This window comes from Nocardia salmonicida (assembly GCF_036142455.1).
Lineage (GTDB): Bacteria > Actinomycetota > Actinomycetes > Mycobacteriales > Mycobacteriaceae > Nocardia > Nocardia salmonicida.
In genome coordinates, this window is sequence record NZ_CP108014.1 from 5,076,566 (window position 1) to 5,097,246 (window position 20,681).

Here is a 20,681-nt window from a genome sequence, read left to right on the forward strand (position 1 = left end):
GGATTCCGGTACACCCGTACGATTCGCTACGCTATCCGGGACGCCCCTATAGCCCAATTGGCAGAGGCAGCGGACTTAAAATCCGCACAGTCAGGGTTCGAGTCCCTGTGGGGGCACTCTTCATCGCAGGTCGCGGGCGCTATCTGCGCTTCTCCCCCGGTCGACTGGCCTGCTCGGTCCGCAGTGAGTCCGCAAGCGCTCGCGCGTCCTGCCCATAGCCGCCACCGGATCAAGAGCGTCCGCGGCGGCAACCGGATGGTAGGGGTCGGCCCGCCGGACTGACCCCTGGCCACTTCGAAGCGGGCTAGCCGACTGCTACCCGCCAGCCGTTTCCGTCACGCTTGCAGGTGTAGTTGGGGACGTTGATGTCGCCCTGCGAAATACGCTCGTCGACCTTGCGCTTCGCGGCAGCTTGGCAATCCTTGAGGTTCGCGTACTGGGCCGCCTGCGCCGCGGGTGCCATGGCGACCATGGTCCCTGTGGCGATCGCGCCCATCAGCAGTCCTGTAACAATCTTCTTCAATTCAGATCTCCCCTGGTGTGGATGGCTTCGCCCCTTGGGGCCTTGACACCCATGAAATTAGAGAGCGCTGCATACGGTCGACATGCGAAATCCTTAAAGTGCCGGCCACGGTGCGATGGGTATTGCACTGCGCTCCAACGGATTACACGGCAGCCCCCCTTGGTGGCGGCATGTCAGTGTCTTGTCCGACAACGGGCCCGCCAGGGCCGCATGGGGGCGGGCTCTCCGCCGGCAGGAAGCGAGGCGGATCACTCTGGGGTTCGGTGGGGTCTCGGCGTAGGTTCATCGGTAGGTGAATCGTCGGCACGAAGGGGTGTTATCGATGCGGGTGGTCAAGCGGGTTCGGGGATACGTCAAGGTCATCGGGCAGGCTCGGCGTCATCGGGGGGATCTGGTGGGGTGGCTCGGGCGGCGGCCGCAGATCGCGGCGGCGACGCTGACCTATGAGACGGCGTTGTTGTTCAGTAACAAGCTGGATCCTCGGCTCAAGGAGTTGGCCGAGCTCAAGACGGCGGGGCTGGTGGCTTGTCAGTTCTGTCTCGATATCGGGTCGGCGCTGGCGCATACAGCGGGGCTGACCGAGCAGCAGCTCATCGATCTGCCTCGGTATCGGACCAGTGATGCCTATACCGAGCTGGAGAAGTTGGTGATCGCCTTCGCGGAGGCGATGACGGTTACTCCCGCGGTCGATATCGACGAATTGCGTGACACGCTGCTCACGCACCTGTCGAAGGCGCAGCTGGCCGAGTTGGCGGCGAGCATCGCGTGGGAGAACCAACGGGCCAGGCTCAACCAGGGTCTCGGTGTGCAGCCGACAGGGATGGCCGACGGGCTGGCATGCGCGATGCCGGAACCACGACGAGCCCCGTAGAACGGCGGCGACCGGACACACCGTCGACGGTCCACCGCTACGTGGCGTGGGGCGCTGCCATGGGGTGCACTATGTTGGTCGCGAGCCGACCACGGTGACGTGGGCGCGCGGGATTCTTCGATAGTTCGCCAGTTCGAGCTCAGCGAGGGGATCGTCATGCATTCGGTCGGTGCTGTGATAGTTCGCGTCTGTTGTGTGGTGGCAACGGTGCTGGCCGCGGTGGGGTTCGCCGCGCCCGCCTCCGCGGATCCGCCGGACTCGGTGCTGTGCGCGTGGCGGTTCATGTCCAACAGCACCGTGCTGAATGTGGCTTTCCCCGACGCGAATTCGACATATTGGGTGATGCCCTATGCGCTGGGGCCTGGCGACTCGATCGAATTGTCCGGCACCTATCCGGCCGCCCGGTATTTCTCGTTGAACACCTACGGGACCGACCTCGACACCGTGGACACGTTGCGCGACGACCAGATCGTCGCCGACGCGGGCAGTGCCAATCCGTTCGTCGACGCTGACGCCGCATCGCTGCCCGCGTCGCAGCGGCGCTGGCACGCCACGTTGGTCAACGGACCGGCCGACCACAGCCGCAACGAGATTCAGGCTGTCGCGAACGGTCAGAGCACGCCGATCGGCTTCGTCATAGTCCGTGTCTATGTTCCGACCGACCCGGCCTCGCCCAGTGGCGGCGTCCCGCTGCCTGATGTGAAGCTCTCGATCGCGGGCGCCGACGTGCCCGCCCAGCCGTGCGCACAGCCCTTCGACCCGGCTTCGTACACCGGTCCCGTCGCCGACGCGGCCAAGGCTGCCTTCGACCGGGCGATCGCCGGAGCGGCATCGGGCGCGTTCCCCGGCAACACACCGGAGGCGACGTTCAGCAACCCGGCGAGCACCTCCGGGCTCTTCCCGAACGGCGACAACAAATACATCGGAACGCGGATCAGCTATCAGCCCGGACGCCTGCTGGTGGTGCGTGGCAAGGCGCCGATATTCCCGAATACCCGTGCGGGACAATCACCTACCGATCCGAGCCAGCAGGTGCGGTATTGGTCGATGTGTCAGAACGACCTGCGCTCGCCCTACCCCGTTGTGGCCTGCGCGGCCGACTTCCAAACCGCGCTCGACGGGTCCGGCTACTACACCTATGTGGTCGCCGCCCCCGCGGACGTGCCCGCGAATCTCGACCCGAGCGTGACGGTAATCCCCTGGGGCAGCACCGATGTGGACAAGGTGCTGTTCCTGCGGAACATGACCCCGAGCGCGACGTTCTATCCGAATTCGATCCAGGCGTCCCAGGACTCCGGCGACGACCCGGCCACCACGATGGGCCCTTACTACCCGAGAACCGCTTATTGCAGCACCGAAACGTTCGCGACAGGCGGCGCCGGAGCCTGCCTCGGCGCCTGAAACCCACGAGCGGCGGCTATGGGCAGTCCGGGGCAGGGGCGTCCACGAAGAGCGGTTCATTCGCGAGGTTGATATACGCGACGTACAACTCGGCAGGTTCGTTGCCTAGGTTGCGGCCTACATGGACGTGGTCAGGGCCGACGGTCTCGGACAAGCCCTGGCCCGCGGAGTACGTGGTCGGCACGCAGTCTGTCTCGTATCGGGCCAGCTGGCCCGCGGTGACCACCGCGAGAACAGTGCCGTCGTGGTAGTGCCAGCCGAGGGTGCCCCCGGGCGCGATGGTGATCCGCCGGAAGGTGAACTTGCTCGGCAAGGAGGCGAAAGGGCTGAATGCGCTGACATCGACCTGGGTCAGCGGTTCGACGGTCACACCGGAGGCCGGGGTGGCCGAAGTCGACGGCGCGAGGGCGACGACCGCGGCGACGACCACCACGGCGCCGGCAAAAGCATTCCGGTGGATTCGCATCTTCGTAGTATACGAGCGAACTACCAGCTACCCGGCGGTCAGACCCTTGGCGATGTGGGTTACCTGGATTTCGTTGCTGCCCGCGTAGATCATCAGCGACTTGGCATCGCGGGCCAACTGTTCGACCTTGTACTCGGCCATGTACCCGTTGCCGCCGAACAGCTGCACGGCCTCCATCGCGACCTCGGTGGCGGCGCGAGAGGAGTAGAGCTTCATCGCCGAGGCCTCGGCGAGGGTCACCTTGTCGCCGGCGGCGGTGCGCTCGATGGCGTTGAAGACCATGTTCTGCACGTTGATTCGCGCGATCTCCATCTCGGCGAGCTTGAGCTGGATGAGCTGGAACTGCGCGATCTCCTTGCCCCACAGCGTGCGGGACTTGGCGTAATCGACGCAGAGGCGGTGACATTCGTTGATGATGCCGAGCGCGAGGGAGGCGATGCCGATGCGTTCGGCCGCGAAAGACTCCTTGGCACTGTCTTTTCCGTCGCCCTTGGCCGGGTTCTCGGTTTCGCCGAGCAGCCGGTCGGGGGTGATGCGGACGTTCTCGAAGAACAGTTCGCCGGTGGGCGAGGAATTCATGCCCATCTTCTTGAACGGGGGGCTCTGTACGAAACCGGGCATGCCCTTGTCCAGCACGAACGGCAGCACTTTGCGGTCGCGGCGGTCGGTGCCGTCACCTTCGTCCAGCTTGGCGTAGACGACGGTGACGTCGGCGTACGGACCGTTGGTGATGAACGTCTTGCGACCGTTCAGGATGTAGTCTTCGCCGTCACGGCGCACATAGGACTTCATGCCGCCGAACGCGTCGGAGCCCGAATCGGGTTCGGTGATGGCCCAGGCGCCGACCTTGGCCATGGTGACCAGTTCGGGCAGCCAGCGTTTCTTCTGCGCCAGGGTGCCGCGACTGCGGATGGTGCCAACGGTGAGACCGAGGCTCACCCCCATGGAGGCCACCAGCCCGAGGCTGACGCCGGCGAGCTCACTGTTGAGGACGACGCCCATGCTGCCCGCACCGCTGAAACCGCCGCCCGACTTACCGGAGCCGGTGGTACCGGCCTCTTCGCGGGCGAGCGCCTTCTCGAGCCCGTCGCGCGCCATCTCGTCCAGCCCGAAGGTGGCGTACAGCTTGCGGATGATGTCGAACGGCGGCAGCGCGCCACTCTCCAGCTGGTCGACGTGCGGGGTGACCTCCTTGGCGATGAAGCCGCGCACAGCGTCGCGGAACATCAGGTCTTCGTCTGACCACTGGTACATATCTGAACTCCCGAGGGATCGCCGGAACTTTCCCTCGAATATAGAACACGTTCTAGTTCGGTGAGACGAAGGTGCGGGTGATGACCGGGGCGACGAACTCCTCGAGCATGGCCCGTTCGTCGGCGGCGTCGCGGCCGGGAGCCGACAGCAGCGAGACGATGACGCGGGTGAGCCAGCGGGCCAGCCTGCTGCGTTCCGGGTCGGTCAGGTCCGCGGGGCCGAAGATGGTCGCGGCCAGGGATTCGATGACGTCGGAATCCTGACTGATGCGACCCGCCGTGCCGGAGTCGGCGGGGCGGAACCAGGCGATGAGCAGGGGGTTGGCGCGGACTTCCTCGACCGCGCCGAGCATGGCGGCGATGATGCGTTCTCCCGGGTCGGCGATGTCGCGGAACCGTTCGTCGAGCTGGGCGACGATGCGGCGGGTCTCGCGGTGCACGAAAGCCAGACGCACCGCGTGCCGGTTGTCGAAGTAGCGGTACAGCGTGGCGCGGGAGCAACCTGCTGCCTTGGCGATGTCGGCCATGCCGACCGCGGCCACCCCGTGCTCGGCGAACAGTTCGGCGGCCGCGTCGATGATGCGTTCGGCGGCCAGGTCCGCCCGATCGGCGCCCAGCCAGTCACCGCTCATGACGAGCCCTCCGCGCGGAACGGCACCGAGACCGGCCAGCGCACGTAATTGCCCTGCGACCACTGCACCGCGTCGAGGTCGACGGTGAAGTCGGGGCAGCGGGTGAGCAGTTCCTCGAGCGCGACGCGCGCCTGCATGCGGGCGGCGGCCGCGCCGAGGCAGTGGTGGTGGCCGTGACTGAAGCTGAGGATGCGCTTGGGGTTGCGCCGGATATCGAGTTCGGCTGCGGTGGGGCCGAATTCGCGTTCGTCGCGGTTGCCCGAACCGTAGAGCAACAGCACGCGGCGGCCCTCGGGGATGATGGTGTCGTGCAGTTCGACATCGCGGGTGGTGGTGCGGGCCAGGCCCTGCACCGGTGAGGTCATCCGGAGGAACTCCTCGATGGAGTCCGGGATGAGCGAGGGATCGTCGATGAGCAGCTGCCGCTGGTCGGGGGCGGCGGTGAGCAACTGGACCGCACCGCCGAGATTGCCGGTGGTGGTGTCGTTGCCGCCGGTGATCATCGTGAACGCGAAGCCGAGGATCGCGACCAGACCTTCGTTGTCGCCGTCGGCGCCGAGACCGGAGGCCAGCAGGTGCGAGATGGTGTCGTCGCCCGGTTCGACGCGGCGGCGGGCGATCAATTCACTGAAATAGCCGACCATTTCGCCCACCGCGGTGAAGGCGTTCTGGTCGCCCGCGGCAAGCCCGGCCCCCGCGACCGCGCCGCCGACGATGTTCTCGGTCCACGCGTCGAACTTCTCGTGATCCTGTTCCGGCACACCGAGATAGTGTGCGACCACCATGGTGGGCAACGGCTTGAACAGGTCCTTGACGATGTCGCCCTCCCCCGCCGCACGCAGCCGCTCGATGCGTTCGACGATGAATCTCCGCACGGCGGGCTCGACCGAATTCACCTGGCGCGGAGTGAATCCCGGTGACACCCGACGCCGGAAATCGGTGTGCTCCGGCGGGTCCATGAAGACGAACGGCTTCACGGCGCCGAACCCGGCGGCGACCAAGTCGACGTAGTCGACGGTCAGTCCCGACGCGGAGGAGAAGGTCGCGGGGTCGCGCGCCGCCATCCACACGTCGGCATGCCGGGACAACACGTAGAAGTCGTTGTCCTCCTGCCCGGCGGGGACCACACGGTGAACAGGGTCGTGATCACGCAGTGCGGAATACATGGACCACGGATCGCGCCAAGTGTCTCCGGAGCGAAGTTCGAACCGCACCGAATGAGACGTCGTTGTACTCATGACTCCATAGTGAGACATATCAATCATTTTGTCTAGTAGCGCCGGCCACCCGTCCTGGTAACCGCAGGTCGAACGCTTGCGCGCTACCGTGGACTGATGAGTAGTCGACAAGTCTCCGGGGGCGTGGTGCACGAGTTGCCCGCCGATCTACGTGCGGCGCTGCTCACCAACTCGGTGGCGCTCACCGCGTGGCAGGACATCACGCCGCTGGCTCGCAACGAGTTCATCTGCTGGGTCGAGGACGCGAAGCAGAACGCGACTCGCGAACGGCGGATTCGGCGCACCCAGGAGGAGCTGGAAGAAGGCCAGCGGCGGCCGTGCTGCTGGCCAGGATGTAAGCATCGCGAACGCACCGGCAGCTAGCGCCACACGGCGGATATACACACATTGGTGTGTATAGTTCGGTGTATGGCGAGACTCAATGTGTACGTACCGGATGAGCTGGCCGAACGTGCCAGAGCAGCCGGGGTCAATGTTTCGGCGTTGACTCAGGCAGCGATTGTGGCCGCACTCGAAACGAATGCGACGTCGGCGTGGTTGGCCGATCTCACCGATCGCCCCGAGATTCCACATGACCGCGTGCTGGCGGCGATCGACGCGGCCCGAGACGAGTTCGACCAGTGAGCGAGGCCGAGCAGATCGTCCTCGATGCCAGTGCCATGGTCGATCTGCTCGTTCGCAACGACCGGACCGATGCGGTCAGCAAGCGGATCTCGGCAGCCGTCCTCCACGTGCCGGCACACTTCGACGTGGAGGTGCTCTCCGCGCTCGGCAGACTGAATCGGGCCGATCTGGTGTCCGCTGCCGAGGTCGAGACCGCACTCGGTCGCCTCGCGAGGGCGCCGTTGACCCGTCACCACGTCGTGAACCTGACGACGGGCGCCTGGAATCGTCGAGCTGCGATCAGGCTCGCCGACGCACTCTATGTCGAACTCGCGGAGCAGTTCGAGATGCCGCTTGTCACAACGGATGGTCGACTGGCGCGGGCTTACCCGGAAGCCGAGCACATCGGCGACGAGGCAGGTGGGCCGGAGTCGGACTCGGCCCCTTAGCGGTTGCGCGCGCCCCGGGTGCTCGAGGCGAACATCAGGCGGCGGCGTTGACGATCGACATGGCGATGCCGTCGAGGATGTCGTGTTCGCTGACGATGAGTTCGGAAACTCCCGCGCGCTCGGACAGTTCGTCGGCGAGAACCTCGGTGATCACCGCGCCGCCGCCGATCACGTCGACCCGGCCCGGATGCATCGGTCCGAGGGCTGCGCGTTCGTCGTGGTTCATGCCGATCAAGCGGTCGCAGACCTGGTGGACTTCGGCGAGACTCAGACGGGTGAGATGCACTCGCGCGGAGTCGTATTCGGGGAGGTCGAGGGCGACGGCGGTGATGGTGGTCATCGTGCCTGCCACGCCGACCCAGGTGTGCACCTTGTCGACGGGGACCTTCGCGAAGGCCTCGTCGAGCTTCTGCTGAGCGAATTCCCTTGCGGCAGCGACCTGGTCGGCCGTGGGCGGGTTGCCCGCCAGACAGCGTTCCGTGATGCGGACACAGCCGATATCCGCGGAATAGGCTGCCTGGACGCCATTTTCATCGCCTACGACCAGCTCGGTCGAGCCGCCGCCGAGGTCGACCACGACGAAAGGTCCTGCATCAGCGGACAATTCACCGACGGCACCGGCGAAGGACAGCCGTGCTTCTTCGTCGCCGGTGATCACTTCGGCGACCGCGTCGGGCACTACGCGGCCGAGTTCGGTGCGGGTCATCGAGAAGAAGTCGTCGCGGTTGGCGGCATCACGGGTGGCGGAGGTGGCGACCATGCGCACGCGCGAAACACCCTGCGCCACCATCACATCGACGTAATCGGACAACGCGAGGCGCGTGCGTTCGATGGCTTCGGGCGCGAGACGGCCGGTGGCGTCCACCCCCTGGCCGAGGCGCACGATGCGCATCTCCCGGTGCACGTCGGTGAGCCCGCCGTCGGCCCCCACCTCGGCGATCAGCAGGCGGATCGAGTTGGTGCCGCAGTCGACTGCGGCGATGCGCTCACTCATGGTGTCCTCCAGAGGTCTCGACCCGCGCACGGGCACTGACCGCGATTATGCCTGTTCGTCGGGTGTGCTCGTGGCAGGCCAGTCGGCGGGGATCGCGGTACCGCGGAAACCGGCGTCGGCGGCGAGGGCGACGGCCTCGTCCCCGAAGGGGTTCAGACCGGGTCCCTTGGCGAGCGAGTGCGCGATCAGCACGTGCAGGCACTTGACCCGGTCGGGCATCCCGCCACCGGTGAAATCGGTGCCGAGCGACTCGATTTCATCGCGTTCGGCCAGGTAGCTCTCGTGCGCGCGCCGGTAGGCGGCGGCCAGTTCGGGATCGGTGGCGAGGCGTTCGGTCATCTCGCGCATCACCCCGGCCGATTCCTGCCTGCTCGCCTCGGCGGTGAGCCGGGGGTCGGTCAGGTAGTAGAGCGTGGGGAACGGGGTGCCGTCGGGCAGGCGTGGCGCGGTCTTCACCACGGCGGGCAGGCCGTCGGGGGTACGGTAGGCGACTTCGAGCACGCCGCGAGGCTCGCGACCCAACTGCTTCGCGATGATCTCGAGGTCGTCGGCGTTCGGTGTCGTCACCGTGGTCCTTCCGGGGCTGGTTCGGAGATGCTGCGCCACAGGTCGGTGTACCAGGGGTCGGGCGCCGCTGTTCGGGTGCTCATCGGCGGCGGCGCTGGCGCCTCGATGCCGGGAATCTGCACGATGTAAGGGGTTTCGCCGGGCATCACCAGGCGCAGGCGGTCGCGCGCTTCGGAGCGGATGTAGGCCGGATCCTGTTGTTGCGCACGACGATTACGCAGATCGGCCAGGTCGGCTTCGAGTTCGGTCCGCTGCTTGGCCAGCGCCACGGCTTCGGCGCGCTGACTGAAGTAGGTGCGCGTCGGCACGGCCAAGGTCAGCGCGAGACCGCACAGCACCGCCGCCAGGATCACCGCTTTACCGGTCGAGAGACCGAGGATGGTGTGCTCGCTGCGTTCCAGCTTGCCGCTGGACTTACGGGTAGCACCCGCGGGTTGCGGGTGGCGCCGCGTCGGGCGCTTGGCCGCGGTGGGGCGGCCGGGCGTGTCGAGGCTGGGGCGGGAGCGCGCGGCCCGCGACGTGCGCCGGTCACCTCGTCCACCTGGACTGGTCCCACGCGCACGTCGCTCGGTCATTCGCTACCGCCCCTGCACTGCCTTCAGAATTCGCCGGTGAAACGCGGGAAGGCCACGTCACCCGCGTAGCGTGCCGAATCACCGAGGGCGTCCTCGATGCGCAGCAGCTGGTTGTACTTGGCGACCCGCTCGGAGCGCGCGGGGGCACCGGTCTTGATCTGGCCCGAACCGACGGCGACCGCGAGGTCGGCGATGGTGGTGTCCTCGGTCTCGCCCGAACGGTGCGACATCATGGTCTTGTATCCGTTGCGGTGCGCCAGCTCGACGGCGTCGAGGGTCTCGGTCAGCGTGCCGATCTGGTTGACCTTCACCAGCAGCGCGTTGGCCGCGCCCTTGGCGATGCCCTCTTCGAGGCGCTCGGGGTTGGTGACGAACAGGTCGTCACCGACGAGCTGCACCTTGTCGCCGATGGCGTCGGTCAGCGCGACCCAGCCGTCCCAGTCGTCTTCCGACAGCGGGTCCTCGATGGAGACCAGCGGGTACCGGGTGAGCAGATCCGCGTAGAACTCGCCCATCTCGGCGGCGGTGCGGACCTTGCCCTCGAACTTGTAACCCTCGCCCTCGGTGTAGAACTCGGTGGCGGCCACGTCGAGCGCCAGCGCCACATCGGTGCCGAGCTTGTAGCCCGCGCGCTCGATGGCGACGCTGATCAGGTCGAGAGCCTCCACGGTGCCCGCGACGTCGGGGGCGAAGCCGCCCTCGTCACCGAGACCGGTGGACAGGCCCTTCTCTTTCAGCACGGCCTTGAGCGAGTGGTACACCTCGGTGCCCCAGCGCAGTGCCTCGCGGAAGGTGGGCGCGCCGATCGGGGCGACCATGAATTCCTGCACGTCCACGCCGGTGTCGGCGTGCGCGCCACCGTTGAGGATGTTCATCATCGGGACCGGCAGCACGTGGGCGTTCGGGCCGCCCAGGTAGCGGAACAGCTCGAGGCCCGAGGACTCGGCGGCACCACGTGCCACGGCCAGCGAGACACCGAGCAGGGCGTTCGCGCCGAGGCGGGACTTGTCGGGGGTGCCGTCCAGATCCAGCAGGACCTGATCGACGGTGCGCTGCTCCACGGCGTCGAGGCCGATGATGGCGGGCGCGATCTCGTCGAGGACGCCCTCGACAGCCTTGGTCACACCCTTGCCGCCGTAGCGGTCGCCGCCGTCACGCAGCTCGACGGCCTCGTGCTCGCCGGTGGACGCACCGGAAGGTACGTCTGCCCTGGTCAGGGTGCCGTCGTCGAGGGCGATCTCGACCTCGACAGTGGGATTGCCGCGCGAATCCAGAATCTCGCGAGCTCCGACCTGTTCGATAATGGCCACGAAAACTGCTCCTTACGACGGAAGGCACGGTAGGTATCACGGGAAAGGGCCGTGCGGTGCCGAGCCTATCGTCTCGGCGGAGTGTGGAGTAACCGGCACTCCGGGCCGTGCGCAACTACACGCGGCGGCCGATGCTGTATATGGCGGCGCGATCGCGCACCACACGCATGTATTTGTTCGACTGGTTGTAGGCGAACAGGGCGCGCTGCCAGCCGTCAGCCGAGGTCAGATCGCCGCCGCGGGTGCAGAGGTAGCGGGCGGCGGTGAGGGCGGCGTCGTCGATGTTCTGCGGGTCGGCCACGCCGTCGCCGTTGGCGTCGACGCCCCAGCGCTTCCAGGTTTCGGGGATGAACTGCAGCGGGCCCACCGCGCGGTCGTAGGTGGTGTCGCCGTCGAGGCTGCCGCCGTCGGTGTCGCGGATGTCGGCGTTGCCCTTGGTGCCGTCGAGGGCGACGCCGATGATCGCCGGGCGCACCGTCCCGTCGGCGTCGACGCCCGCGCCGCGATGGGTGCCGTGCCCGCTCTCCACGCTGGCGATGCCGGCGATGGTGGTCCAGGCGATCCCGCATTCGGGCTTCGACTTCGCCAGCACGGCGGCGGCGTAGCCGTAGGCCTCCAGCGCGACCGGCTCGATGCCGATCGCCCCGGACTGCTCGTCGGCCCAGCCGCGCAACTGCTCGGCCGCGCGGCCGGGTGCGTCGACATCGATCATGGGCAGCGCGACTCCCGGCCCCGGCGGCATGTCATCGGGGATCGACGCGAGCGAACTGCACCCCGATAAGAGGGCGCTGATCGCCACCGCGGCGAGTACGCCGACCTTCTGCACTGACATCTGTTCAATCATCCAGATCCAGCAGTGTTCGTGCACATCTCACAGGGAGTTCTCAGCTCCGTGTCCCCGAGATTCCGGCCGGACCGAGGCGGTTGTCCGGGCGGTGTCAGCCGAGTAGCGCGGCGGTGGCTCGGTGGGTCGGGGTGGTGAGAACTGTTTCGGGGGTGCCGGATTCGACTATTCGGCCGTGGTCGAGGACGAGGAGGTCGGTGCAGTGGCCGCGGACGAGGGTCATGTCGTGGCTGATCAGGATGACCGCGGTGCCGTGGTCGGCGCGGAGGCGGTCGAGCAGGGACATGATGGCGGCGGCGGTGTCGGTGTCGAGGGCGGTGGTGATCTCGTCGCAGATCAGGACCGCTGGGTCGGCGGCGAGGGCGCGGGCCAAGGCGACCCGTTGGCGTTGGCCGCCGGAGAGTTGGTGGGGGCGGCGGTCGGCGAGGTCGGCGGGGAGGTCGACGGCGGCGAGTAGGGCGGTGACGCGGGGGCGAATTCCGGGTCTGGGGACGCGTGCGATGCGACGCAAGGGGCGCGCCAGGGTCTGCTCGACGGTGCGTCGGGGGTTCAACGCGGCCCGAGGGTTCTGGGGGACGAATTGAATACCGTTGGCGCCGAATCGAATTCGCCGCCGACTTCCCACCGGAACCCGCACACCATCTACCTCCAGCGATCCGATGGCATCGGCGTGCAAACCCGCGATCACCCGTGCGAGCGTGGTCTTTCCCGCCCCGGAAGGACCGACGACAGCAAGGGCAGCACCTGCGGGCAGGCTGAAACCGATGTTCTCGAGCACCCTGTGGCCACCCGCGTCGGCATGGATCGCCTCGGCGCGCAAGGCAATCTCCGCCGGGTCGGTTCGATATGCCGTCCTGCTCCCCGGAACCTCGCCCGACAAGTCGGTGCGCATGTCGGCGATGCGGTCGGCGCCGGAGACCGAGGCCCGTACCGAACTCCGGGCCGACAGGCGAGCATCCTCGACGGAATCAGCTACCGCAACAGCGACATTCATCGACCTATCGCCGGGCGGGTGGAGTTCGATCACGGTGTCGGCGATGGCCGTGATCGCCTCGGTGTCGTGGCCGGAGAGGAGGACGGTGGTCTTGTTCTCGGTGGCGAGGGTCGAGATCAGCTGGGCTATTTCGGTGCGAAGAGTGCCGTGCAGGCCCGCGAGTGGTTCGTCGAGTACGAGGATTCGGGGGCGGCGCAGGATGGCGCGGGCCAGGGCGACACGGCGTTGCTGGCCGCCGGAGAGCCGAGCGCAGCGGCGGCGGAGATGGGCGGGGTCGAGGCCCACTTGTTCGAGGACGGCCAGGCGGTCGGCGGCGGAGGCGCCGGGCGCCGCCTCGGCCAGGACTGCCCGGACGCGAAGCAACGGGTTGAGTTCGGAGCCGGGATCCTGGCCGACATAGGCGATCTGCCCACGGCGGAAAGCGCGCAGCGCGCCCGCGTCGAGCGCGAACACATCATGTCCCGCGACGAGCACCGCGCCCTGCCCACTGGCACCGGCGGGCAGATGTCCGAGCAGCGCACGCATCGCCGTCGATTTCCCCGACCCCGACGCCCCGGTGAGCGCGGTGACCGTCCCCGATGTCAACCGAAACGACACCGGCGCCAGCAACACGGCCCCACTGTCGGCAACGACGCTGAGCCCGTCTACCACCGCCGCGTCCCCTGAATCCACCACGGAGATCCCGCATACCCCTGCCCTCCCCGAATCCCTCGGGCGCCCAGCATCTCCCGCTTTTCCAGCGACGCTTACTCCCCCGTCTCCCCCGCTGAGTGCGCCCCTCTCAGCTCGCGGCTTCGAGACCCCGACCGCGTCGAGAGCATCCGAGGTTCTCGCGGTCCGGCGATTCCTCGGCCCACTCGTCACCACCAAATTCACACCGACCGCCACGATGGCGATGGCAGCGCTCGGCGCCAGCACCGCCCAGGGGTTCAGCAGCAGCCCGGAGGCATTGTCGCGGACCATGATCGCCCAGTTGTCGGGGCCGAGGGCGGAGACGCCGAGGAAGGCGATGGTGCTGACGAGGTAGACGGCGACGACGAAGCGCAGGCCGAGCTGAGTGGTGAAGACAGCGCGCAGGTTCGGCAGGATTTCGCGGAAGACCAGGTGCGACAGCGACTCTCCGCTGGCGACGGCGGATTCGACGTAGCCGGAGGCAGCGATGGTCGAGGCGGAGGCCGCGAAGATTCTGGCGCAGTAGGGAACTCCGAAGAGCAGGGATACGGCGACCAGCGCGGTGACGCCACCCTGTGGCCATGCGGTGAGTACCAGCAGGATGCCGAGGACAGCGGGCAGCAGGATGACCAAGTCGCCGCAGAGTTCGATGACCTTGCCCGCGCGCGGGCGCACGGCCGCGACGGCGCCGAGGACGGCCGACAGCACGGTTACCGCCACCGCGATCACCGCGGAGACGGCCAGCAGCTGCGTGCCGCCGGTGAGCAGGTGGCTGAGCACATCGCGGCCGAGCCGATCCGTCCCGAGCAGCGCGTCCCCACCCGGCTGCGCGAACGGCATCCCGACGGCCTTCTCCCCCGGATGGGGCGCGAAGAGCGGCCCGGCCACCGCGAGCAGCACAACCAGCCCCACACCGCCCGCCATCGAATACCGCCACCACCTGGACATCCGCGGCACCGCTCTACCTCCCGAGTTGGACCTCTTCACCGCGCGCTCCTCGATGCCCACGCCCGAACCAGGTCGGCGACGGCGAGCAGCACCATGATGACGATCGCCGTCAGGGCGACCACCGCGGCGACCATGGTGGCGTCACGGTCGGCGACGGAACCGGCGAGAACGGCGCCGATACCGGGGTAGTTGAAGAGTGTCTCGACCACCAGGGCGCCGCCGAAGAGCATGCCGACCGAGGTCGCGTACCCGGCGACAATGGTCGGCGCGGCGAACGGCAGCATGTGCCGGATCAGGATCGTGCGGGTAGGGAGTCCGTCCAGCACCGCGCTTTCCACATGGGGTGCGGCACCGACATCGAGCAGGGCCGAGCGCACGACTCGGGCGTTCCAGCCGATCTGCGGAATCGCCAACGCCAGCACCGGAAGTACCAGCATCTCGGGGCCGAGGGGAAAACCGGAACGGCCCGTGATGGTGACGGCGGGCAGCCAGCCGGTGGCCAGGGAGAACACCAGGATCAGCAAGGTGCCGCAGACGAACTCCGGAACGGCCACCGAGATCGTGCTGACAGGCTGCAGAATTCGCGAGCCGAGCGCGGTCGGCCGCATCGCCCACCAGCAGCCCAGCCCCAGGGACAAGGCGATGGTCAGCAGCAAGGCGAGCCCACCCAGCAGCAGAGTCTGCGGAAACTTGTCGGCCAGCAGCGCGCCGATCGAGTTCCCGCGCGCGGTCTGCCCGAAGTCTCCGGTGAGTACCCCGCGGATCCAGTCCAGGAACTGCACCGGCAGTGCGCGATCCAGGCCGAGCTCGTGTTCTTTCGCCGCCAGCGCGGCCGGATCCGCGTCCCTGCCGAGCGCCGCACGTGCCGCGTTGCCCGGCAGCAGATCCACCGCGACGAACACGATGGCCAGCAATGCCACCAGGAGCGCGATCCGCCGGAACATCGGCAGGGCAAAGGTTTTCATGACACTCACGCCAACCAGGCACGTTCCAGCTGAACGCGCGCGAACCCGCCGAGCGTCGGCAGATCACGCACCGTCGACGCGGCGATGTCGACACCGTCGGCCATGCCCCACACCAGATAGCCGCCCCGCTCGAACTCGATGCGCTGCAGTTCGCGCACCGCACGGGTGTACTCGTCACCGGACGCGGCGAGCGCCTTCGCGTCGGCGGTGTCGAATTCCGGCTCACGGAAGGCGGTTTCGTTGCGGTTGGAGCCGGAGGTCATCAGCTTGTCGGCCAGGAACACCACCGAGTCGTTGGTCCCCCACGACACCGTGTACAACGGTGCGTTGAGCCAGGTCCGGTCGTAGAACGCCGCCGATTCCACCACCTGCACGTCGAGCCGGACGCCGATCTCGGCGAGCTGGGTGGCGATCACCTTCGCCGATTCGACCTCGCCCGGCACCTCGGCCTTCGTCACGAACGGGTAGCTGCGCCCGGTGTCGAAGTTCGCCTCGCGCAGGAGGGTTTTCGCGCGATCGACATCGCGGTCACGACGCAGCGCGGTGTCGTAGAGCGGGTCGGCGGTGCCGAGAACATCGGCGGCGACGGTGCCGTAGCCGGAGTGCACCTGGTTGACCAGCGCGGTCCGGTCGACGCCCAGACGCAATGCGGTGCGCACCCTGGCATCGGCGAACGGGCCGTCGGCGACACGCATCGCCACACCGAGCATGGTGTCGTCGGCACGCCGGATCACCTGTAGGTCACCGCGTCCCGCGGCGGTACGCCCGGCGATCGCGCCCACGTTGGAGGCGAGGTCGATCTGGCCGCCCAGCGCGGCGTTGCCCAGCGCGGTGACGCTGTCGAACATCGTCACCTCGATGGCGTCGAGCAGGGGCGGCGTGCCGTGCCAGCGCTCGTTACGCACCAGCCTGGCGTTGCCGCCCTGATAGGACTCGAGCCGGAACGGCCCGGTGCCGATCGCGGCGGCGAAGTCGGTGGTGTCCTTCGGCACAGTGAAGGTCATGAGCCGAAGAAGCAGTGGCAGTTGGGTATTGGGTGCGGGCAGCGTGAACACGACACGGTTCGGACCGTCGGCGACGATGTCGTTCTCGGCCACCGGCATCTTCGAGGCGCCACCGACCGAGCGCAGGCGCCGCATCGACCACACCACGTCGTCGGCGGTCACCGGCGCACCGTTGTGGAAGGTCGCGCCCTCGGCGATGGTGAAGGTCCAGCGGCGGTTGTCCTGGCTCGGCTCCCAGCGCGAGGCGAGGCGCGGGGCGACAGTCGGGTCCGCGCCGGGAACGGTGAGTGCGTCGTAGACGAGCGAGGCGATGAGAAAGTCGCTGTCGTTGCTGAGATTTGCGTGCGGATCGCGTTCGCTGCGAGCCGCGGTGCCGAGCGCGCCGACGCGCAGAGTGCCACCGCGTTGCGCGGTGGCGGATCGATCATCGCTGGTGCATGCGGCGGCCAGCAGCACCGCGGTGACGCCGATGCCGGACTGGAAGAGCTGCCTGCGAGTGAAACCCATCGTGTTGCCTCCTCGAACCGCGTGCGCCGAAACCCCTTTTCCGGCGCCGCAAACCAGGCGAGGCTAGCCTAAAACTTACACCGAGTGGGGAGCTTCACATCGACCGTCACCGAACCGCAGCGACCTGACGACACCCCGGTCAGCGTTCGCTTCGGCAGTTCGGGGGTAGAACGCTATGTTATATGGATCGGCTATTTCCCTGGCCGACACGTTAGGTAAGTCTTGCCTAATCAGAGTATAGGCACTACCTTCGCACATCGAGTCTGAAGATCACCCGCGTTCGACCGATGCGAAGAAGGGAAGCCGGTGAAAAGCGTTCTCTCCGAACGTATGACGATTCACCAGCACGACATCGAGTATCGCGAGCTGGATCCCCGTGCCGCCACGGCGCTGCGATCGCTCGCGACCGATATCCGCCACCGATTAGGTGACGCACTACACACCGCGACTCTGCACGACCCTGCACTGATCGCCCAGATTACCGAGCGCGTCGGCGAACTGCCCGACAGCGTGCGCCACGCCGTTCGACCACCCGCCACCGCCGCAGGCGCGACCGTGGTGCGCGGATTGCCCGTCGACGACGCCGAATTCGGTGCGACTCCGGCGCATTGGCAGGCCGCGGCCGAGCACGCGCACCATGGCTCACTCGAGCTGGATATCACGATGTTGCTGCTCGGGCGTTGTGCCGGTGAGCCTTTCGGCTGGCACGGGCAGCAGGGCGGCAGGCTGGTCAACAACATCGTGCCCGCCGAGGGCCACGAGCAGGAGCAGTCGGGCGCGAGCAGTTCCACCCTGCTCAGCCCGCACACCGAAGACGCTTTCCACGCTCAGCGCGCGAACATGCTCATGCTGGCCTGCCTGCGCAACCCCGACCACGTCGCCACCACGGTCTCCTCGGTGCGAGAAGTACGCCTGTCCGACGACGATCTGCGCACGCTCACCACCCCGACGCTGCCGATCCTGCCCGACGTCTCCTACGGCACCGGGTTCGATCAGCTCGCACCGTTGCCCACGCTGTGGCTCGACGGAAATAATGCTGTCACAGCACGTTACGATCCCGCCTACACCCCGATCGACGACGCGGACGCGGTTTTCCGCGCCGCCTACGCCAGGCTCACCACCGAACTCGCCAGGGTCAGTCACGCCCCCGCGCTGGCCCCCGGCGAGATCCTGCTGGTGGACAACGATGTCGCCGTACACGGGCGCGTTCCGTTCCGCGCGCGCTACGACGGCACCGACCGCTGGCTCAAGCGTGTCAATATCCGGCTGCCCGAACGCCGTCGGCGCGCGCAGGAGTCGTCCGAGAATGGGTATGGCCAACGTGTGGTCGCCCCGTTCCGGGCGGTCGCTGATCGGACAGCAGAGCGGGGCATTGCAGATGAACGAGGATCCGTTGAACAACCGTGACCGCGGCATCGGGCTGCGGGTGCTCTCCCGCAGCGACCTGGCCGACGTGCCGATCAGCCCCGCCGAGGTGGTGCGCGCCGTGGAGGAGGCCTATCTCGCTTTCGCGGCAGGCGAATCCGACAATCCGCGCAAGCTGAGCGTCGCCGACCCCGGCGGCTCGTCTGTGTCCTATGCCATGCTCGGCCGCGACGGGCGGCGGCGCGTGGTGGCCATGAAGACTTCCTACAAATTCGACCCCGGCCACGACCGCAGCACCAAGCGGTATTACACGACCATCACCCTCTACGACGACACCACCGGCGCCCCCATCGCGATGATGGACTGCGCGCGGGTCGGCGCGTTACGCACGCCGGCCGTGTCGGCGCTGCTGGTGCGCGAGACGGTCCGACGCGGGGCGGAGAGCGTGCTGCTCATCGGCACCGGCACCCAGGGACGTAATGCGTTGCCGCACTTGCTCGCCGCGAACCCACAGCTGCGCAAGCTGATGGTGTACGGCACGCATCCCGAGGGGCTGGCCGCCGTGCACGCGCACCTGGCCGACGCGGCGCCGCACGCGCTGCTCGACGTGGTCGACGACCCGTACGCCGCGGCGGCATCCGCCGATGTGGTGCTGGCCACGGCCGGACCCGGTACCGAGGTGGCGCTCGAATCCTCGCATCTGGCACCGGGTTCGGTGGCGGTACTGGTCGGCTACGGACTGGCGCCGTCGACGCTGGTCGAAGCCGATCGGGTGGTGGCCACCAGCGCGGCGCAGATGGCACTGACGGGTACCGACATGGTCGGACCCGACGGGACCCTGCGGTCGGTGGATGCCGAACTGCCGCAGGTACTCACCCGCAGCGCCGTGGCGCGTCGCAACGAGGACGAGAAGATCTTCGTCTACAACAGCGGGCTGGTACTCACCGATATCGCGGTCGCGCACGCACTGGCCGCCAGGGCGATCAGCGAGGGACGTGGCACGGAGGTGCCGTTGTGGGACTGACGGGTGCGCAGCCCGGGGTCACCGGGGACAGCACCCCACTCGCCGCGCCCCGAACCGACGCGCGGGTGCCGCCGAGCCCGCCGCACATCGCGGACCTGGCCGTCGACTCGGCACCGACGGCAACCGACGAGCGGCTGGGGCACTGCGCACCACCCATGCCCGCCTACACCGACGTGGCGGAACAGCGGCTGCTCGCCGATCCCCGCCTGCTCGGGGAGATCGCCGATGCGGTCGGTGGGCCGTTCCATGTGCTGTTCCCCGAGCGGGTCTCGGTGAATATCAAAGCTTTTCAGTCAGCGTTCGGCGAGGTCGACGGGTTCGTCTACTACGGGAAGAAGGCGAACAAGGCCGCGTGCGTGGCTCGTGCGTGCGCGGAGAACGGCGCGGGGATCGATGTCGCCAGCACCGGCGAGCTGATCGCGGCGTTGGGACAAGGGGTGCGCGGCGAGGATCTGATGGTCACCGGGCCCGCGAAATCCGATGAGTTGCTGTGGTTGGCCGCGCGGCATCGAGCACTCATCGCTGTCGACGCACTCGATGAACTCGACCGCCTCACCGCACTGGATCTGCCGGTGCGGGTGCTGCTTCGGGTCTTGCCCGAAGGTTCGACCAGCCGGTTCGGGCTCGATGCCATGGAACTCGAACAGGCGATCCAAGCCATCGCCGTCTCCGGACCGATCACGCTGTCGGGCTTCAGTTTCCATCTGTCGGGCTACGACGCGGTCGCCCGCTCCGAACAGGCGGCCGCGCTGGTCGGGCACTGCGGGCGCGCACGGGCGAACGGTCATCTCGCGGATACGATCTCGATCGGCGGCGGCTTCGGCGTCGACTATCTCGATGCGTCGACGTGGGCCGAGTTCCGGAACAACGTCAGCGACAACTGGTTCCACGCGAGCCCACCCGGCGACTTCTACCCCTATCACTTCCCGGTTCCCGGCGCGGCCATGCTCGAAGCCGTCCTCGCCCACAACGATCTCGCCGGCCTGTTGCGCGACAACGGAATACGACTGGCGATCGAGCCCGGCCGGGCGCTCCTCGACCGTGCGGGCAGTTCCGTCTTCCGGGTCCAAGGCGTGAAAACCCGAACCACGCAGGGAAACCCGTACGACATCCTCACCGTCGACGGCACCAGCCTCAGCCTGTCCGAGCAGTGGTTCGACAGCGAATACCTCCCCGATCCCGTGCTGTGGCCGCAAGGCCCCGGCCGGCTCACCCCCACCTGCGTCGGCGCCACCACCTGTCTGGAGTCCGACCTGTTGAGCAGACGGCGCATCCCGCTCCCCCGCCGCGCACGCACCGGCGACCTGCTCGTCTACCCGAACACCGCCGGGTATCAGATGGATTCCAACGAATCCCCCTTCCACGAACTCCCGCTCCCGCCCAAAGTGGTGCTGCGCGAGGGCGCCGACCGACCGCGCTGGAGTCTGGACAGCACAGCCCGCTGATCCACCCGAGCTCTCAATCCGATGGAGGAAC

Annotated in this window: 21 protein-coding genes and 1 tRNA gene; 9 read left to right on the top strand and 13 right to left on the bottom strand. The window is 67.7% G+C overall.

The features are described 5' to 3' along the window. Positions 1 to 42: 42 nt before the first annotated feature. A tRNA-Leu gene (locus tag OHS03_RS23905) sits at positions 43 to 116 on the top strand. A 188-nt stretch (positions 117 to 304) separates the two neighbouring features. Here OHS03_RS23905 and OHS03_RS23910 read toward each other — a convergent pair. Continuing rightward, positions 305 to 523, bottom strand: coding sequence for a hypothetical protein (locus OHS03_RS23910; RefSeq protein WP_328657189.1), 219 nt, complete (start codon positions 521 to 523; stop codon positions 305 to 307). Positions 524 to 845: 322 nt separating this feature from the next. Between OHS03_RS23910 and OHS03_RS23915 the strand changes: the two genes are divergently transcribed. Together OHS03_RS23915 and OHS03_RS23920 are read left to right on the top strand one after the other, a co-directional pair. Then, positions 846 to 1,394, top strand: a complete 549-nt coding sequence (locus tag OHS03_RS23915) for a carboxymuconolactone decarboxylase family protein (RefSeq protein WP_328657192.1) — start codon at positions 846 to 848, stop codon at positions 1,392 to 1,394. Between the two features lie 156 nt (positions 1,395 to 1,550). Then, a complete protein-coding gene (locus tag OHS03_RS23920; RefSeq protein WP_328657194.1) occupies positions 1,551 to 2,795 on the top strand; it encodes a hypothetical protein in 1,245 nt (414 codons plus the stop codon). Positions 2,796 to 2,811: 16 nt separating this feature from the next. Here OHS03_RS23920 and OHS03_RS23925 read toward each other — a convergent pair whose 3' ends face one another. The 4 genes from OHS03_RS23925 to OHS03_RS23940 are packed head-to-tail and all read right to left on the bottom strand — an operon-like array spanning position 2,812 to position 6,384. Further along, positions 2,812 to 3,261: a cupin domain-containing protein gene (locus OHS03_RS23925; RefSeq protein ID WP_328657196.1), complete on the bottom strand. Its 450-nt coding sequence runs from the start codon at positions 3,259 to 3,261 to the stop codon at positions 2,812 to 2,814. 27 nt (positions 3,262 to 3,288) lie between these two features. Next, positions 3,289 to 4,515 (bottom strand): acyl-CoA dehydrogenase family protein, encoded by a 1,227-nt coding sequence (locus OHS03_RS23930; protein WP_056813771.1) that lies wholly within the window; start codon positions 4,513 to 4,515, stop codon positions 3,289 to 3,291. A 52-nt stretch (positions 4,516 to 4,567) separates the two neighbouring features. Next, a complete protein-coding gene (locus tag OHS03_RS23935) occupies positions 4,568 to 5,146 on the bottom strand; it encodes a TetR/AcrR family transcriptional regulator (RefSeq protein WP_328657198.1) in 579 nt (192 codons plus the stop codon). Continuing rightward, positions 5,143 to 6,384 (bottom strand): cytochrome P450, encoded by a 1,242-nt coding sequence (locus tag OHS03_RS23940; RefSeq protein ID WP_328657200.1) that lies wholly within the window; start codon positions 6,382 to 6,384, stop codon positions 5,143 to 5,145. The genes OHS03_RS23935 and OHS03_RS23940 overlap by 4 nt, the downstream gene beginning before the upstream one ends. Before the next feature lie 96 nt (positions 6,385 to 6,480). Between OHS03_RS23940 and OHS03_RS23945 the strand changes: the two genes are divergently transcribed. From OHS03_RS23945 to OHS03_RS23955, 3 genes are read left to right on the top strand one after another with little or no spacing between them, the layout of a single operon-like run. Further along, positions 6,481 to 6,747 carry a YdeI/OmpD-associated family protein gene (locus OHS03_RS23945; RefSeq protein ID WP_328657202.1) on the top strand — a complete coding sequence of 89 codons (267 nt, stop codon included), beginning with the start codon at positions 6,481 to 6,483 and terminating at the stop codon, positions 6,745 to 6,747. A gap of 45 nt (positions 6,748 to 6,792) precedes the next feature. Further along, a complete protein-coding gene (locus tag OHS03_RS23950; protein ID WP_328657203.1) occupies positions 6,793 to 7,008 on the top strand; it encodes a type II toxin-antitoxin system CcdA family antitoxin in 216 nt (71 codons plus the stop codon). Next, complete coding sequence (locus tag OHS03_RS23955) at positions 7,005 to 7,436, top strand: type II toxin-antitoxin system VapC family toxin (RefSeq protein ID WP_328657205.1); 432 nt, start codon at positions 7,005 to 7,007, stop codon at positions 7,434 to 7,436. Before OHS03_RS23950 ends, OHS03_RS23955 begins: the two co-directional genes overlap by 4 nt. Before the next feature lie 34 nt (positions 7,437 to 7,470). On the opposite strand, the gene OHS03_RS23960 is transcribed toward OHS03_RS23955, so the two are convergent. The 8 genes from OHS03_RS23960 to OHS03_RS23995 form a co-directional block, all read right to left on the bottom strand. Continuing rightward, positions 7,471 to 8,430: a Ppx/GppA phosphatase family protein gene (locus tag OHS03_RS23960; protein WP_056813787.1), complete on the bottom strand. Its 960-nt coding sequence runs from the start codon at positions 8,428 to 8,430 to the stop codon at positions 7,471 to 7,473. Between the two features lie 45 nt (positions 8,431 to 8,475). Beyond that, a complete protein-coding gene (locus tag OHS03_RS23965) occupies positions 8,476 to 8,997 on the bottom strand; it encodes a DUF501 domain-containing protein (protein ID WP_056813790.1) in 522 nt (173 codons plus the stop codon). Further along, entirely contained in the window at positions 8,994 to 9,572 is a 579-nt protein-coding gene (locus OHS03_RS23970) for an FtsB family cell division protein (protein ID WP_056813793.1), read from the bottom strand. The genes OHS03_RS23965 and OHS03_RS23970 overlap by 4 nt, the downstream gene beginning before the upstream one ends. Positions 9,573 to 9,595: 23 nt before the next feature. Further along, positions 9,596 to 10,882, bottom strand: a complete 1,287-nt coding sequence (gene eno, locus OHS03_RS23975; protein WP_056813794.1) for a phosphopyruvate hydratase — start codon at positions 10,880 to 10,882, stop codon at positions 9,596 to 9,598. 115 nt (positions 10,883 to 10,997) lie between these two features. Then, entirely contained in the window at positions 10,998 to 11,714 is a 717-nt protein-coding gene (locus tag OHS03_RS23980) for a lytic transglycosylase domain-containing protein (RefSeq protein ID WP_328657208.1), read from the bottom strand. A 106-nt stretch (positions 11,715 to 11,820) separates the two neighbouring features. Beyond that, complete coding sequence (locus OHS03_RS23985) at positions 11,821 to 14,379, bottom strand: ABC transporter ATP-binding protein/permease (RefSeq protein WP_328657210.1); 2,559 nt, start codon at positions 14,377 to 14,379, stop codon at positions 11,821 to 11,823. Beyond that, positions 14,376 to 15,305, bottom strand: a complete 930-nt coding sequence (locus OHS03_RS23990; RefSeq protein WP_328657213.1) for an ABC transporter permease — start codon at positions 15,303 to 15,305, stop codon at positions 14,376 to 14,378. The genes OHS03_RS23985 and OHS03_RS23990 overlap by 4 nt, the downstream gene beginning before the upstream one ends. Before the next feature lie 5 nt (positions 15,306 to 15,310). Further along, positions 15,311 to 16,816: an ABC transporter substrate-binding protein gene (locus OHS03_RS23995; protein ID WP_328657215.1), complete on the bottom strand. Its 1,506-nt coding sequence runs from the start codon at positions 16,814 to 16,816 to the stop codon at positions 15,311 to 15,313. A gap of 330 nt (positions 16,817 to 17,146) precedes the next feature. Between OHS03_RS23995 and OHS03_RS24000 the strand changes: the two genes are divergently transcribed. The 3 genes from OHS03_RS24000 to OHS03_RS24010 are packed head-to-tail and all read left to right on the top strand — an operon-like array spanning position 17,147 to position 20,650. Next, positions 17,147 to 18,223 (top strand): TauD/TfdA family dioxygenase, encoded by a 1,077-nt coding sequence (locus OHS03_RS24000; protein ID WP_328657217.1) that lies wholly within the window; start codon positions 17,147 to 17,149, stop codon positions 18,221 to 18,223. Beyond that, the gene (locus OHS03_RS24005; RefSeq protein ID WP_174552007.1) at positions 18,195 to 19,205 is read left to right on the top strand and encodes an ornithine cyclodeaminase family protein; all 1,011 of its coding nucleotides are present in this window, start codon (positions 18,195 to 18,197) and stop codon (positions 19,203 to 19,205) included. The genes OHS03_RS24000 and OHS03_RS24005 overlap by 29 nt, the downstream gene beginning before the upstream one ends. Next, a complete protein-coding gene (locus tag OHS03_RS24010) occupies positions 19,196 to 20,650 on the top strand; it encodes an alanine racemase (protein WP_328657218.1) in 1,455 nt (484 codons plus the stop codon). The genes OHS03_RS24005 and OHS03_RS24010 overlap by 10 nt, the downstream gene beginning before the upstream one ends. The last annotated feature ends 31 nt before the right edge of the window (positions 20,651 to 20,681 follow it).

Coding starts and splice junctions, on each gene's coding strand:
- OHS03_RS23970 (WP_056813793.1), bottom strand. CDS start 9,572: ATGACCGAGCGACGTGCGCGTGGGACCAGTCCAGGTGGACGAGGTGAC.
- OHS03_RS23915 (WP_328657192.1), top strand. CDS start 846: ATGCGGGTGGTCAAGCGGGTTCGGGGATACGTCAAGGTCATCGGGCAG.
- OHS03_RS24005 (WP_174552007.1), top strand. CDS start 18,195: ATGAACGAGGATCCGTTGAACAACCGTGACCGCGGCATCGGGCTGCGG.
- OHS03_RS23930 (WP_056813771.1), bottom strand. CDS start 4,515: ATGTACCAGTGGTCAGACGAAGACCTGATGTTCCGCGACGCTGTGCGC.
- OHS03_RS23995 (WP_328657215.1), bottom strand. CDS start 16,816: ATGGGTTTCACTCGCAGGCAGCTCTTCCAGTCCGGCATCGGCGTCACC.
- OHS03_RS23935 (WP_328657198.1), bottom strand. CDS start 5,146: ATGAGCGGTGACTGGCTGGGCGCCGATCGGGCGGACCTGGCCGCCGAA.
- OHS03_RS23950 (WP_328657203.1), top strand. CDS start 6,793: ATGGCGAGACTCAATGTGTACGTACCGGATGAGCTGGCCGAACGTGCC.
- OHS03_RS23990 (WP_328657213.1), bottom strand. CDS start 15,305: ATGAAAACCTTTGCCCTGCCGATGTTCCGGCGGATCGCGCTCCTGGTG.
- OHS03_RS23920 (WP_328657194.1), top strand. CDS start 1,551: ATGCATTCGGTCGGTGCTGTGATAGTTCGCGTCTGTTGTGTGGTGGCA.
- OHS03_RS24000 (WP_328657217.1), top strand. CDS start 17,147: ATGACGATTCACCAGCACGACATCGAGTATCGCGAGCTGGATCCCCGT.
- OHS03_RS23925 (WP_328657196.1), bottom strand. CDS start 3,261: ATGCGAATCCACCGGAATGCTTTTGCCGGCGCCGTGGTGGTCGTCGCC.
- OHS03_RS23980 (WP_328657208.1), bottom strand. CDS start 11,714: ATGTCAGTGCAGAAGGTCGGCGTACTCGCCGCGGTGGCGATCAGCGCC.
- OHS03_RS23940 (WP_328657200.1), bottom strand. CDS start 6,384: ATGAGTACAACGACGTCTCATTCGGTGCGGTTCGAACTTCGCTCCGGA.
- OHS03_RS23960 (WP_056813787.1), bottom strand. CDS start 8,430: ATGAGTGAGCGCATCGCCGCAGTCGACTGCGGCACCAACTCGATCCGC.
- OHS03_RS23945 (WP_328657202.1), top strand. CDS start 6,481: ATGAGTAGTCGACAAGTCTCCGGGGGCGTGGTGCACGAGTTGCCCGCC.